This window comes from Hymenobacter aerilatus, assembly GCF_022921095.1.
Classification (GTDB): Bacteria; Bacteroidota; Bacteroidia; order Cytophagales; family Hymenobacteraceae; genus Hymenobacter; species Hymenobacter aerilatus.
Genome location: NZ_CP095053.1, coordinates 417,157 through 431,531 on the forward strand (window position 1 = coordinate 417,157; position 14,375 = coordinate 431,531).

Below are 14,375 nucleotides of genomic sequence, written 5' to 3' on the forward strand. Positions count from 1 at the left end.
TGCATCTGCCCCAGCAGAAGAATATGCTAATGCGCTTGTGCAGCCCTGGGGCGTTTGAGGTGGTCTGACCGTACTAGCCAGAATAGCGCTTTGACGTGGTACTTCAGCAAAACGCCCCTGCTGCGGAAAGCAACAGGGGCGTTTGGGTGGGGGCAAAAGAGAAAGAGTTACTCTTTTATAAACTGATGTACTGAGCTGCCCTGCGGCATTTCTACGCGCAGAATGTACAACCCCGAGGCCAGCGAGCGAACATCTAGCGTTGCTGAGGTGTGCGTAGTGGTGGTAGTTTGCAGTAGGCTGCCAGCAGGAGAATAGATCAGGCAGCGGGCACCGGCAACGGGTAATTGCACATGCAGTTCCTGGCTAGCTGGGTTAGGCAATACCTGCACTACCACTGAGGCACCAAAGCGGATAGCCTGTACAGGGCTATAGGAGATAGTGCCATCCAGATCTACTTGCCGCAACCGGTAGTACACCATACCTGGCAACTCGCGCCCAATACCGGCATCTGTGAATGAGTAGGTGTGGCTGGAAGAGGAGGCTCCTTGCCCGTTCACCCGGCCAATCTCGCTGTACTGGGTACCATCTAAGCTGCGCTCCACGGCAAAATAGGCACTGCGTAGTTCCTGGGCCGTTGCCCACGTAACCAGGGCATCTTCTTTGCGGGCTACCACTGCAAATTGCTTGAGCACTACCGGTAGCGGTGCCCCAACCGGAATAGAGAAGGTAGCTGCTGCGGAGCTTTCCAGTCCTAAGTTGTCGGTGGCTGTATAGTTGAAACTGTAAGCTCCTGTGACACTAGGTTGATAAGCCAACAAATTGGCTTGGTTGAACGGAATTTGCATACCCACCGTGGCCAGTACACTGTTGAAGTAAAGCGTACCGCTGGTGGGCAACGTTTTGATTGTATAGCCTACCACAGCACCGTCCGAGTCTGTACCAATTAAGCTGTTAATGGACGTAATTCCTGCATTGCGCGGAATAGTGGAGTTCGTGACGTTGCCAGCCACTGGCTGGGCATTGGTAGCTGTGCTGGTACCGGTGCCTACCGGAATAGTGTAGGTGGCCGCGCTACTCAGCCCGTTCTGGTTGTCGGTGGCTGTGTATTGGAATATTGCCTGCCCGTTGTAGCCCGCAGCCGGAGTGAAAAGTAACTGGCCTGCACGGGCAAAGCTTACAACTGTGCCTGCTGTCACGGTTACTGTAGCTGTACCATTGTTGTAGTACAGCACGCCTGCGGCAGCGGGAGGAATGGTCGTGATTGTGAAGGCTGTAATAGTACCGTCGGTATCTGTCCCGCTGAGCGATGTTATAGCTGTTTGGCCAGCTGTGTTAGCAATGGTGGCGTTTGTTATATTATTGGCAGTAGGCGGATTGTTAATCGGAATAGTGAGTGTGGCATTGCCCGCGCTTACTGTGCCTGTATTGTTGGTGGCTGTGTAACCAACCACCGCTTCACCTGAGAAGCCACTTGCCGGATCGAATGACAAGTTGCCTCGGTCTGCAAATGGAATTACCTGACCTGCCTGCACAAGACTGGTGGTGCTCCCACTGGTATAGTACAGCACACCAGAAGCCGCTGCTGGCAACGATACGATCGTGAAAGAGGTGATGGTAGTGCCACTAGGAGTAGTAGCATCCAGTGCGGCCGTTAGTGCTGTGCGAGGCGCCATATTTTGCAAAACGGGGTTGACCACATCATTAGCGACTGGAAACTGGGCAGCAGCCGTCACAGTGAAGTTATTCGATGCTTCTGAGGTGCCCCGGGCTGTAAGCCAGGCGGTGCCGCTAATGGCGTTGCCCGCTACCAGATTGCTGACGGTAAGCGCAACGTTGGTAAAGGTTCCGTTGCTGGCTGCCGTAATCGAGCCAAGGTAGCGGCGGGTTTCGCCGTGGGGGACAGATCCTGAAGAAGTAGTTGTAATGGTGCCGTCATTGTTGCCATCATCTACTGCTTCAAAAATCTCTACGGTAGCACCTCCAAAGTCAGTTTGACCTGCTGCCGTACCTACGTAGCCGCTTACTGTAAGCGTATTGCCATTCAGAGCAGCAGCAGTGAAAATAGGGTAGTTGATGCGGTAGTTAGGAGATGCCGTGTTCGTACCAAAGGCTCCGCTGTTAGGCGTTACCCCATCCCCGTTACCGTACGTATCGGCGTTAGGAGCAGCTGTACCCACGCGAATAGCAGAGTTATCGATTAGATCGATGCTCAGCAAGCCATTGCTATAAATAGCATTCTCCGTAATGCGCACGTTGCGCTGGCCATAGCCAACCACGATACCAGAGGCTTCTGAGCCTTGAATAATATTGCGTCGGATAATGTCAGCATTCGTACCGGTGCGGGTGCCGTCGCGCTGGAGGTAGCAGATAGCCGAGCCCTCCAGCGAGGCTGTATTGGTGCCGTTACCACCTAATCCCGAGGCGAGCATCGTATTGTTCTCAATGATAGAGGCTGAAACAGAGCCAATTTCGAATTGCACGGCACTAGAGTTGGTAGCCGTGAACAAATTGCCGCGAACGGTTGCTGGCCCAGCAACCGCCGTTCCGGACCTACCTAGTGTAATGCCGTCGCCTCCGCCTCTGGTGTAGCCATTTTGGTTGAACTGACAGCCCGTAACGCTGACGGTGTTAGCAGCACCATTAATGACGTAGATACCCGAGCTGCCCGTAAAACCAATTAAGGAGTTCGTAACACTGCCTGCCCCGCCAGTGCCAATGGTAATGCCAAACGAAGCGCAGGGAGCATTTGCTGGGTAGCCGTAGTCGAGTGCCGTGGTACCTATAAGGCAATTCACTACGCTGAAACCGCTGCCATTCAAAGTCAGGGCTGCACTGTTGAACTGGTCAGAGCCTCCATGTATGGCAACACCACGGATAGTAAATCCTGCGGCCGTGCAAGTAAGTGCGGAGAAGCCTGTAGGAAAGCTAATTTCAACTTCAGGTCGTTCCACGGGAGACACAGCCAGCCCATCTATTCCTACAGTCGCGGTGGTGCCAAAGGTACCTGTGTTCGTATTGCCTACGGTTGTGGTCTGCGTAAAACCATCAAGCGTGACATTCGCTACGGTAATGTTGGGTAAAGCAGATGCAAGCGTGATTAAGGCCCGCTGGCTTGCAAAAGAACCCGTAAGCGCGCTGCTGGGAATATTGAAGGCAATAGTGTGCGGCCCAGCACCGGCGGCATTCACATCGGTAATAGCTTGCCGTAATGAGCCGGTGCCCGCATCGGCAGTGTTCGTAACAGTGAAAGTAGCCGCTTGGCTGATACTAGTGAAACCTATGATAAGGTAACTAGTCAGTAAGAAATGTTTCATAACGCTGGCAGGTAAAACAGTGCCAGAGTCCTTACAAACTTATTGCCTTACTTTATGAAGATTGGGTCTACAAAGCCTGATGTTTGAAAAGTGAATGAACATATAAGTTAAAGCCATTCCATCGGTATACTAAGTTGAAAACGAGCTGTTACGGATCGATAGGAAGGATTTTGTTTAACCATAGTTCTCTAAAAATAAGAAAGTACCTAATCGAGCGAAGCTCCTCCTAAACAGATCGTAAGCAGGAGCTTCGTTCGATTAGGCACTTCTGCTTTACGGATTGGTGCTCCACAGCCCGGCTTCCTTCACAAACACCCGGCGGTTCAGCTTGAGTTGGGCAATGATGAACTCGGCCAGATCTTCCGGCTGCATCACTTTCTCGGGGTTGCCATCCGTAAGCTTTAGCTCCTGCGCCAGCGGGGTAGCCACGGTGCTAGGTGTGAGGGCCGACACGCGAATGTTGTGCTTGCGCACCTCCTGCATCAGCGACTCGGTGAGGCCCAGCACGGCAAACTTGGAGGCCGAGTAGGCACTGGTGCCTGCCGCCCCGCGCTGTCCGGCCGTGGAAGAAATATTGATAATGTCGCCGGTCTGGCGCTCAATCATGCCGGGTAGTACAGCGCGAGTGGCATAGTACACGCCCATGAGGTTCACCCGGATAATGTTTTCCCAGGCGTCGGGTTCCTGCTCCAGAAACTTGCCGAACGCGGCTGTGCCAGCGTTGTTGAGCAGAATATCAATGGCCCCGAGTTGCTGCTGTATCTGCGCTACGGCAGCTTCCACGGCGCCTCGGTCAGCTACATCAGCCGTTGCAATGGCAGCTTTCACGCCTAGCTTTTCCAGTTCGGCGGCTACGTTGCGCAAGTCGTTTTCGGAGCGGGCCAGCAAGCCCACGTGCACGCCTTCGTGTGCCAGAGCCACGGCTACGGCGCGGCCAATGCCTTTGCCGGCACCCGTTACAAGGGCGACTTTTCCGGTCAGATTTTCCATATAAGTAAAGGGGATTAAAGAGGTTGGTGAGCCCTACCCCAGGTTCCCTGTGAGGTAGGGGTAAGGGGTAGGACTACTAGCAACCAACTAGCCTGCGAGTTGTTGCGCCGGAAATTTCGCGTATCATTGCCCTTAGTTCTTTGCAATATCAATTGCCGTAGAGGGGTTTTCGGGTAATACCGGAATTAATAAGGAACCGTGTGTGAATCACGGGCTGTCGCGCAACTGTAAGTACCCAAACAAGTTACGATCCGTAGCACGTCCATTGTTCTGCCAGGCAGAATGAGAAGGATGATCGTAATGGTACAAGCCAGGAGACTTGCCTTTCTACGCCTTGACGTATGCTTCCGCGCTCTGAAGCAGTAGTCTGGTCAATTGCATACTGCTGTCTTCTTAAGAGTCTCCGCGAGGTGGAGGCTGGCGCGTGCGTATGCACGCCGGACGGTAGGGTGCAGGGTAGGCCATACACTGTGTTGGGCGCGTAACGTACTCGTTGCGAGAACAATAAATCCATTTATTGTTCCCTTCACCCTAAGCACTATGCTTACGCACAACCTCGGCTACCCGCGCATTGGTAGCCAACGCGAACTGAAAAAGGCCAGTGAGAAATACTGGTCGGGCCAGCTGACGCTGTCCGAATTGCAGGCCGCCGCCCGCCACATTGCCCAACACAACTGGCAGTTGCAGCAGGAAGCCGGCCTCGATCTGATTCCCTGCAACGACTTCAGCTACTACGATCAGGTGCTGGATACCAGCTTGATGGTAGGGGCCATTCCCAGGCGCTACACGCCCGTGCTCAGTGAAAATCCGCAGAACACCGCGGTGGATCTATACTTTGCCATGGCCCGTGGCTACCAGCGCAATGGCCTCGACATCACGGCGATGGAGATGACGAAGTGGTTCGACACCAACTACCACTACCTCGTGCCCGAGTTCACGGCCGACCAGGAGTTTCGGCTGTTTTCGGAGCACATTTTCGATCAGTTCATTCACGCACGCAACACGCTCAGCACCACGCCCAAGCCGGTGCTGCTGGGGCCGGTTTCCTACCTGCTGTTGGGGAAGGAAAAGGAAGAGGGCTTCCACCGGATTGAGTTGCTGAAGCGGTTGCTGCCCGTGTACGTGGAGGTGCTAACCAAGCTGCATCAGTACGGTGCCACCTGGGTGCAGCTCGACGAGCCCTACCTAGCTCTTGATCTAACATCTGCTGAAAAAGACGCCTACCTGTTTGCCTACGCCAAACTGGCGCGCAGCTGCCCCGGGCTCAAATTACTTGTAGCCACTTACTTCGAAGGCCTGCGCGACAATGCCGAGCTGGCCGTGAGCCTACCCATCAGCGCCCTGCACCTAGACCTGGTGCGGGCGCCAGAGCAGTTGGATGCTGTGCTGCCGCTGGTGCCGCAGTGGCTAAGCCTGTCGCTGGGCGTGGTAGATGGCCGCAATATTTGGAAGAACGACTACCAGGCGTCGTTGGCGCTGCTTGAAAAAGCAGTAGCAGCGCTGGGCACCGAGCGGGTGCTGCTGGCGCCCAGCTGCTCGTTGCTCCACAGCCCCTGCGACCTGGACCTGGAAACCAACGACGCGACGCTGACGCCGGAAATTAAGAACTGGCTGGCCTTTGCGAAGCAGAAGCTGCGCGAAGTAGAAGAATTGCGTCAGATTGCAGACCATAGTGCTCAGGACCTGCTACGCCAAAACCAACAGGCGCTGGATAGCCGCCGCAAGTCGGAGCGTATCCACCGTACCCATATCAAGGAGCGTACCGCCGCCGTTACGGAGGCAGATGCGCGCCGCCGGAGCCCGTTTGCGGTGCGGCAGGCCCGGCAGCAGGAGCACCTGCAACTGCCGTTGTTCCCCACGACTACCATCGGCTCCTTCCCGCAGACCGAGGACATCCGGCAGTTGCGTGCCCGCTTCAAGAAAGGAGAACTGAGCAGCGAGCAGTACGATGAAGCCTTGCAGAACGCTACCATCGACGTGATTCGCTGGCAGGAAGAGGTAGGGCTGGATGTGCTGGTGCACGGTGAGTTTGAGCGCAACGATATGGTGGAGTACTTTGGCGAGCTGCTCGACGGCTTTGCTTTCACCAAAAACGGCTGGGTGCAGAGCTACGGCTCGCGCTGCGTGAAACCGCCTGTTCTGTACGGCGACATTCACCGCCCGCAGGACATGACTGTGGCCTGGAGCACCTTCGCGCAGGCCCAGACCCAGCAATATGTAAAAGGTATGCTGACGGGACCGGTAACCATTTTGCAATGGTCGTTTGTGCGCGACGACCAGCCAAGGGCCACTACCGCCTTGCAGATTGCGCTGGCCATTCGCGAAGAAGTGCTTGCACTGGAAAAAGCTGGTATTCAGCTGATTCAAATTGACGAGCCTGCCATTCGGGAAGGGCTGCCCCTACGCCGCTCCGACTGGCCTACCTACCTGGCCTGGGCCGTACAGGCGTTTCGGGTAGCCGCTGCCGGCGTGCGCGACGAAACCCAGATTCACACGCACATGTGCTATTCGGAGTTCAACGAAATACTTCCTGCCATTGCCGAGCTGGACGCCGACGTGATTACCATGGAAACCTCCCGCTCGCAGATGGAGTTGCTGGCCGCCTTCGCCGATTTTCAATATCCCAATCAGATTGGGCCGGGCGTGTACGACATCCATTCGCCCCGCGTGCCCAGCACCACTGAGATGGTAGCGTTGCTGGAAAAAGCGCAAACGCTTCTACCAGCCGAAAATCTATGGGTAAACCCCGACTGCGGCCTGAAAACTCGCAAATGGCCCGAAACCGAAGCCGCCCTGCGCAACATGGTGCAAGCCGCCTACCATGTGCGCGCCAGGGTAGGGAAGTAGTGAAAGGGGATGTTTGTGAGAGATTGAGAAGGTGAAAGGGTGAGTTTTGATGTTCTGTCATCCTGAGCAGCGCGAAGGACCTTATGCCCGCAGAACGAGTCGTTGGTACGCTTGTCGTTCACGTGTGAGAAGGTCCTTTGCAAGCTCAGGATGAGAGAACATCGAAACTCACCCTTTCACCTTCTTATTGAGGGTGCGGCCCGTATTTTGCGGGGCGGCGTACGGCTGCATGCTTTATTGGCGTTGTAGCCAGACGCTCGTTCATCTAATCTTCCTTTGCTTTGGCTCGTTCAAACATCTTTGCTGTTACCGCTGCCCGTCTGCTCGCGCTCATGGGTTTTTTCTTGCTGCTAGGCAGCAGCGCCGCGCAGGCGCAATACCAATTGCGCGGCTCTGTCCTCGATAAAGAAACTAAGGAGCCGATTCCCTTCGTGAGTATCGGTATTCCGGGCACGTCATTGGGTACGGCCAGCAACGCCGACGGCCAGTTTTTCCTGAACCTGCCGTCGCTGCCGCAGCGCGTCATTTTCTCCGAAATTGGTCACTTGCGCGATACGCTGGTGGTCACCAGCACGCAAAAGCCCTTTGAGGTGCTCTTGGGCTCAGCCACCGTGACGCTGCCCGAAGTGAAGGTAGGCAGCTATGCCTTTCAATTGGTAGACCGCGCCTATCGCCACATGGCTGAGAATTACGACAAGAAATTTTACGGCAAGGCCTACTACCGGCAGGTGACGCGCATCGGCGCGGAGCCTACTGAGTTGCAGGAAATGATCTGGAACGTGAAGTCTAACAACGCTCGGATTGAGGGAACCACCACAGCACAAGGGCGCTTTGCCGCCAAGCAGGCGCTGCTCAACTTCACCAACTTTTCCTTTAACACCAAAGGCTATGGCCTTTACAACCCCAATGCCGATAGCACCGTGTCGCTGGCTCTGCTGAGCCCGAATGCGGTGAAAAACTACTACGTGGAGCTACAGGGTATCTTGGAAAAAGGCGATGCCAATGTAGCTGAAATCACTTTCGAAACCCGCCCCGAGGTGGAAGGTTACCAGGCCAACGGCACCATCTGGGTTGATACGGATACCTACAAAGTGGTGCGCTTCACCATCACCTCGCCCAACTATACATCGGCTTCGCAAAACCCTACCTACAAGCTGAAAAACACGAAGTTGACGTTTGACCTCAGCTTTCAGAACACGCCCGACCCCGTGTCGCCGCTTGACTACATGAAGGTCAACCTAACGGCGGACGTACTGCGCCCCGGTACGCCTACCACCAAGCTCGACGTGTCGTCGTTCACTTTCTTCTACGACACCAACCGCAAGCCCACCGGTATTGCCTACGAGCGCGGCACCCTGGACGAAAAAGACCGCGAAACCATCCGCCAAGCCAAGTACGACCCCGAGTTTTGGGCCAACAACCCCGTAGTGCAGCGCACGCCGGTAGAGGATGAAGTAATTAAATCCTTCGAGCAGAAAGGCGCTTTTGGTACCACCATCAAGCCCAAGCGGAAGTAAGAGGGTAGGATAGAGTTTGTCCAAAAACCGCCTGTCCTCCTGAGCAGCGCGAAGGACCTTCTCACGCGTGAACAACTATCGTAATAACGACTCGTTCTACCGTGAGAAGGTCCTTCGCAAGCTCAGGAGGACAGGCGGTTTTCTAATTACTCTGTTCTTCTAACTTCACTCGTACCCGCAACGCGAGCAGGCCTTTCACGCCTTGCAGCTCTTCCAGCTCCAGCTCCTCTATCTCGGGTTCCAATAGGCCGCGGTCCTGGAGGTAATCGAGGTATTCTAAGTATTCGTCGGCTTCGCGCTGTTGGGCGTATACCAAGGCAATGCAACCGGGCTGCGTAAGTCGTTCGCCAGTGCCCAGAATTGTGGCCTTATCGATGCGCTTTTTGATGATTTCGTAGCGGATGTTGTAGGCGCCGTCCACATCAAACTGGCGCTCGTCCTGCCGGAAGCGAATGGCCAGCGGCTGACCATGGATGAGGATAAGTTGCGTGGTATCGAGCGGCACGGGTAGGTGTGCCTTGAGGGCGGCGGTGCGGCGCGTAATTTCCACCATCACCAGCAACTGCCACAGGCGCAGGTTTTTCAGAAATACCAAGTCAAACGGCTTGTTCTCTACCAGCGACGCACCCACGTAGATGTTGTGCTCCACCCCATCGGTCTTGAAGCGCTGAAAGTAGTGCGGAAACATCTGTTGCGCTTTCTGCTCTTCCTCGTCGAGGTAGTCGCTTACCGTATCGTTGAGCAGGGTAATGCTGCGCTCAAACGCCTTGCGCCGCTTGTACAGAATGCCCAGCACAGGGTCGATGTTGTTCCAGTACTCCGCAATGACGGGGCGCAATTCTAACGTGTTCTGCGCGAAATACTCAAACAGGGGCTCTACCTCCGATTTCAACGAGTCGAAGATGCTCACCTCATCGCCCGAAACAATCCCCTGCTGCAACCGCTTCAGGTTTTTTTCCACGTAAAACTTCAGCTCATCCAGAATAGGAAGCTGCTGAAACTCGGAAGCCTTTTTGAGCACTTTGTTGGCCAGTGTAAGGTGCTCAATCAGGTCGCCCTGCACGGCTTCGTTGCGGGCCGTGCTGCTGCCGCGAATGTCGCAGGAGCCATGCAGCGGATACACCTCCTGGAAGACAATATCCTCCATCTCAGCACTTTTGTTGCCGGCTTCAATCTTCTCCAGCAGGTTCAGAGCGGCGTCGTTGAAGCGCCACTCCATAGTAGGATGCAGGGCCGTAAACTTCTCCTTCACAATGGCTTGCACGCGGTTTTGCATGTCCTCGGCATTGCGCTTCACGGCCACCGCAAACAGCGGCACAAACTGATTCACCTTTTCCAAGCTGAATTCGTCTAGGTCACCCACATTAGGGGAGCCCAGCTCCAGCAGGCCCACGGTATCGTCGCCGTAGGGTAGGAGGGCCAGGATGGCGCTTTTGATACCGATGCTACGGATCTGCTGTCGCAAGTCTTCCGGAATATCAGCCGTTTCTACGTTTTCCAGAATCAGTGGCTGGCGGTCCTGCAACAGTTGGGAGTAGATTTGGTGAAAACCCGCGCCGGCCTGTTGGTTGTTGAGCTGCTTGGTTAGGAAGCTGTGGTTGATTTTGCGGCCGAAGTCCACAAAAGCCTGCTTGTTCTCGTCGTAGGCGGCAATGCCCAGCTGCAAAAACGGCCGCTTAAACAGCACCCGCAGCTTCTCTTGAATCTGCTCCAGCCGGTCGGAGGCCTGCAACACGTCGCGCTCCAGCAAGTCGTACTTCAATTCCGACAGGATTTCCTGGTCCGTCACGTCCACCAAGTGCAGGATGTTGAAGCCTTCCAACTCGAAGCGCTCGGGCGGCAGCAGCTCCCGCCACAAATCCTGGCGGTGCATATTGTGCAGCAGCAAATCAATCTGCTCTTCAGTCAGCTCGGGCCGCTCACCTACCAGCTTTACATTCAGGAAGGTGGAGTTAAAATCGACGCCGTAGTGCCGGTACAGGCCGATGCTATAATCGGGTACCGTAAACACCAGCGTATCGTTCTTTGGTAGCTCTACATCGTATATCTTGCTCAGGATGAGATGATAGGCCATGCGCGCCAGATATATTTCCATATGGCGGCTGTCGATGTTGAGCGGCTGCTTGATGATGTCGTTGGCATTCAGCAGCACCTCCCCAAACAAAGGCGTATAGTAGAAGCTGCGGCGCTGAAACGGCGGAACAGCCCCGCTGATATCCGTGGAGAAGGAAGCCGGCGGAAACACGGCCATCATCAGCGTTTCAATCAGGTGGCAACCACATTCTACGGCATGAGGGTCCGTAATAGGGCCATGTGCCCAGGGCTCTTGGGCCACCTGCTCGCCAATACTACGAGCCAATTGTGCGAGGCCAGCGTTTGAATCGTTTTCCCGGCTTTTCCAGTACGTAATCAGCGGTTCTAGGCTGAGCGTAGTGTGGAAAGGGAAAATAGTACTTTCGATGGGGGAGACGAGTTCTTTCAGCATATCGGTTTCCGTAGGCAGGCCACTAGTAGAGTAGCTGTACTATATACGAAGAAACCGTGCAGTTCGCCTACCCTCAGTTAGGGTACTAGCGGAGCATAGGATATTTTGTTGAGGTCGATGCCGGATTGTAGCGTTCTGCCGTTATAAAGATCTATGGTTTTAAGCGTATTCATGTAATAAGTGCAGCAGCCATCTTCATCGTTGAACCCGCCTTGCAATTGGACGTTTGTAATATCGAAACGCAGTACTTTAGTTTTGCCAGTGGTATCAGCCGGATTCGGCGTGTAAATCTCGTACGTGTAAGCATTGAGCTTACGGTTAGCCGTGGCTACAAACGGGGTATTATTACCGATGGCGAGGTTGCGGTTTGTCGATGAATCAGCGGCTGTGCTTATCAACCGAGCAGTATCGCGCACTGGAGGGCCAGGAGTAGGTGTTGGAATAGCGTTGGGCTTAGGCGTATAAGTTCGGACGATATACACGGTTTCAATAGCTTCGTCTGTCACCGAAGGTGCAAACCGAAAAAATAGCGTATCAGCATTCTTTTCCCGATTATCACAGGCGACGCTGCCGCAGCAGGCCGCCGTAGCAAAAGCAAGAAGAGAAAGAAACAGCCAGGAAAAGGAGGTGCGTAGCATAACAGGACAAAGATAAGCAGCCGGTGCCGGATGCCTATGTACGTTGCAGAGGTAAGGATTATTGCTTCGGCACGCCACTGTTCTGTCAGTAAGGGTAGTCAAGAAACACCAGCGCCGCCCCAACAATCGTCGGGGCGGCGCTGGTGTTTCTTGACAAGCGGCAGTAATTATTAATAAGCTGCGCCAATAATGGTTTCTACTGGGCCCGTGTGCAGCAGCTGCTGGCGCAGGGTGTCAGCATCTTCGGCCAGCTGCGGACGAATCTGGCTGAGCGCCTGCCGCAGGGCTTCTACGTCGGCCAGGCGCGGGGCCTTGCTCTGAGAGTAGCCGTGGTACATGGCCACCCGCACGTTCGACTTACCCGAGCCGGTGTAAGTGCCCAGCACGTGGCCTTGGGCATCCATAATCTGTACTTCAGCCTGAATATCGGTGCAGTAGTTTTCGAGGGGTAGGCCCAGCAAGCTGGGGGTCAGCAACGTTAGCATCTGTAAGGCCTGAAAGCCCTTGCCCTTGCGCGTAACGTCGGCCTTAATTACTTGCAATTTGGCGTAGCCGAATACTGTGCTATCAGTGGGCTCTAGCACGTTGCGCTTCATCTCCGTATCGAACAGCTTCTCGGGGTCGTCGGGGTAGGCGCCTTCGGTAGCCATTAGCGGGCCGGGGTCTACGGCCAGCTCTAGTGCTGGCAACCGGTTTTCGATGATGTTGACCTCGCTTTTTGCCATAATCTGGCTAGCTGAGCGGCAGCCGATAAGCAGCAGCGTGAGCGGTAAGATCAAATGCAAAGAGCGAGAAACCAGAGAAGAGTACATAGTTCAGGCGAATAGAAGGTCGAAGATAGAAACTCTCTACGCACCTTGTATGCCAGCCCTTTACGTATCAGATAGATTGTTTAATACTTAAAAATTAATATTTGATAAGTGCAAAGTATAGTATGACTTTTTCGATACAGGGTAGGATTCGGACTTAAGACGCTTTTCCATTTGGAAATCGGACCGTCCCTATTCAATTAAGCATCAACTAGAAATGCGAAACGCTCCCTCAGTCACCGGAAAGCCCGATTGAATGAGGGAGCGTATGGAGGCGGCAAACAAGACTAGTGGCCTGAATGAGCCAGTGTGCTATCGGCTTCGGCCAGTTCCGTTACGGGCTCCGGGGCCACGTAATTGTCGATAAACTCACCTTCCCAGCGGGCTACCACCGCCGAGGCTAGGCAGTTGCCCATCACGTTTACGGCGGTACGGGCCATATCCATTAGCGCATCGATACCGAGGATGATGAAGACCGGCCAAGAGGGTAGATTGAAGGAAGAAACGGTAGCCAGCAGAATAACCAGGGAAGCGCGCGGCACGCCGGCCACGCCTTTGCTGGTGAGCATTAGCGTAAACACCATCACCAACTGCTGCCCAAGCGACAGCTCGATACCTGCGGCCTGGGCTACAAAAATGGCCGCCAGAGACAGGTAGAGGGTAGTGCCATCGAGGTTGAACGAATAGCCCGTGGGCATCACGAAGGCTACAATGCGGCGCGGTACGCCCACGCTTTCCATGGCCTCCATGGCGCGGGGTAGGGCAGCTTCGGAGGAGGTAGTAGCGAAGGCAATACTAACCGGCTCGGCAATAGCCGACACAATGCGCTTTACGGGCAGGCGCGCGATAAGGGCCACGGGTAGCAGGATCAGCAGCAGGAAGGCTATAAGGGCGCCGTAGAGTGTGAGCAGCAGTTGAAAGGCATTTACCAACGGTCCGAAGCCCATCTTGCCCACCGTGTAGGCCAAGGCGCCGCCTACCCCAAAGGGAGCAAAAAACATGACCACGTTGGTGAATTTAAACATCACCTCCGATAGGCTTTCTGTCCAGCTGAGCATGGGTTGCCGGTGCTTGGAGGGCACCATGGCCAGACCAATGGCGAAAATGATGGCGAAGATAACCACCTGCAACACCTGTCCCTCGGCCACCGACTTGGCAATATTCTCGGGGAAAATATGCAGGATAATGTCGCTGGTGGTCTGGTTGACGGTTTCCAGCTTTTCGGTGTCGGCGGCAATAGCGCCGCGGTTGATGCCCGCTCCGGCCTGCGTGAGGTTGATAGCCGCCAGCCCGATAAACAGCGCGAAGGTGGTAACTATCTCAAAGTATATCAGCGCTTTCACGCCCATGCGCCCTACCTGCTTCAGGTCGGCGTGGCCGGCAATACCTACTACTAGGGTGGCGAATACCAGCGGGGCAATAATCGTTTTTACTAAGCGCAGGAAGGCGTCGCTGAGCACCTTCATGTTGACGGCTGCCGCTGGGAAGTCGTGCCCAAACTCGGCTCCCACAAACATGCTGACTACAATCCAGAACGTGAGTGAGCGGCGGCGGGCTGCCAGTACGCCCAGCGCTACCAAGGCCAGCCAGCGTGCCACCAGGGGCACAACCGGAGCCAGCGTGAGCCAGCCGTACGCTTGACCGGCCGTGAGCAGGCCGGCTAGTAGAAATAAAACGAGGGTGAGTAGAACCAGGGGAGAAAACTTCATCAGCAGCAAAAAAGGAAAATACTTGGCGACGGAAAGTCAGCAAATATACTCCTTTGCGCGTGGCGC

The 14,375-nt window shown here is 54.9% G+C and carries 8 protein-coding genes and 1 riboswitch; of the genes, 2 read left to right on the forward strand and 6 right to left on the reverse strand.

The features are described 5' to 3' along the window. Nucleotides 1-167: 167 nt before the first annotated feature. Nucleotides 168-3,314 carry a T9SS type A sorting domain-containing protein gene (locus tag MUN82_RS01720; RefSeq protein WP_245094364.1) on the reverse strand — a complete coding sequence of 1,049 codons (3,147 nt, stop codon included), beginning with the start codon at nt 3,312-3,314 and terminating at the stop codon, nt 168-170. Nucleotides 3,315-3,587: 273 nt separating this feature from the next. Beyond that, nucleotides 3,588-4,304, reverse strand: coding sequence for a 3-ketoacyl-ACP reductase (locus MUN82_RS01725; RefSeq protein WP_245094367.1), 717 nt, complete (start codon nt 4,302-4,304; stop codon nt 3,588-3,590). Between the two features lie 146 nt (nt 4,305-4,450). Next, nucleotides 4,451-4,645, forward strand: a riboswitch (cobalamin riboswitch). A 199-nt stretch (nt 4,646-4,844) separates the two neighbouring features. On the opposite strand from MUN82_RS01725, the gene metE reads away from it, so the two are divergent. Continuing rightward, nucleotides 4,845-7,151, forward strand: coding sequence for a 5-methyltetrahydropteroyltriglutamate--homocysteine S-methyltransferase (gene metE / locus MUN82_RS01730; protein ID WP_245094370.1), 2,307 nt, complete (start codon nt 4,845-4,847; stop codon nt 7,149-7,151). A 281-nt stretch (nt 7,152-7,432) separates the two neighbouring features. Next, nucleotides 7,433-8,668: a carboxypeptidase-like regulatory domain-containing protein gene (locus MUN82_RS01735; protein WP_245094373.1), complete on the forward strand. Its 1,236-nt coding sequence runs from the start codon at nt 7,433-7,435 to the stop codon at nt 8,666-8,668. Nucleotides 8,669-8,810: 142 nt separating this feature from the next. On the opposite strand, the gene MUN82_RS01740 is transcribed toward MUN82_RS01735, so the two are convergent. From MUN82_RS01740 to MUN82_RS01755, 4 genes are all read right to left on the reverse strand, one after another. After that, the gene (locus MUN82_RS01740; protein WP_245094376.1) at nt 8,811-11,153 is read right to left on the reverse strand and encodes a GAF domain-containing protein; all 2,343 of its coding nucleotides are present in this window, start codon (nt 11,151-11,153) and stop codon (nt 8,811-8,813) included. 77 nt (nt 11,154-11,230) lie between these two features. Then, complete coding sequence (locus MUN82_RS01745; protein WP_245094379.1) at nt 11,231-11,791, reverse strand: hypothetical protein; 561 nt, start codon at nt 11,789-11,791, stop codon at nt 11,231-11,233. A 170-nt stretch (nt 11,792-11,961) separates the two neighbouring features. Then, entirely contained in the window at nt 11,962-12,576 is a 615-nt protein-coding gene (locus MUN82_RS01750; protein ID WP_245094382.1) for a hypothetical protein, read from the reverse strand. Nucleotides 12,577-12,887: 311 nt separating this feature from the next. After that, complete coding sequence (locus MUN82_RS01755) at nt 12,888-14,309, reverse strand: dicarboxylate/amino acid:cation symporter (protein WP_245094385.1); 1,422 nt, start codon at nt 14,307-14,309, stop codon at nt 12,888-12,890. Between the last annotated feature and the right edge of the window lie 66 nt (nt 14,310-14,375).

Bases quoted from the DNA above. Each gene is read 5' to 3' on its own strand.
- MUN82_RS01755 (WP_245094385.1), bottom strand. From the start codon at position 14,309: ATGAAGTTTTCTCCCCTGGTTCTACTCACCCTCGTTTTATTTCTACTA.
- metE (WP_245094370.1), top strand. From the start codon at position 4,845: ATGCTTACGCACAACCTCGGCTACCCGCGCATTGGTAGCCAACGCGAA.
- MUN82_RS01725 (WP_245094367.1), bottom strand. From the start codon at position 4,304: ATGGAAAATCTGACCGGAAAAGTCGCCCTTGTAACGGGTGCCGGCAAA.
- MUN82_RS01745 (WP_245094379.1), bottom strand. From the start codon at position 11,791: ATGCTACGCACCTCCTTTTCCTGGCTGTTTCTTTCTCTTCTTGCTTTT.
- MUN82_RS01720 (WP_245094364.1), bottom strand. From the start codon at position 3,314: ATGAAACATTTCTTACTGACTAGTTACCTTATCATAGGTTTCACTAGT.
- MUN82_RS01740 (WP_245094376.1), bottom strand. From the start codon at position 11,153: ATGCTGAAAGAACTCGTCTCCCCCATCGAAAGTACTATTTTCCCTTTC.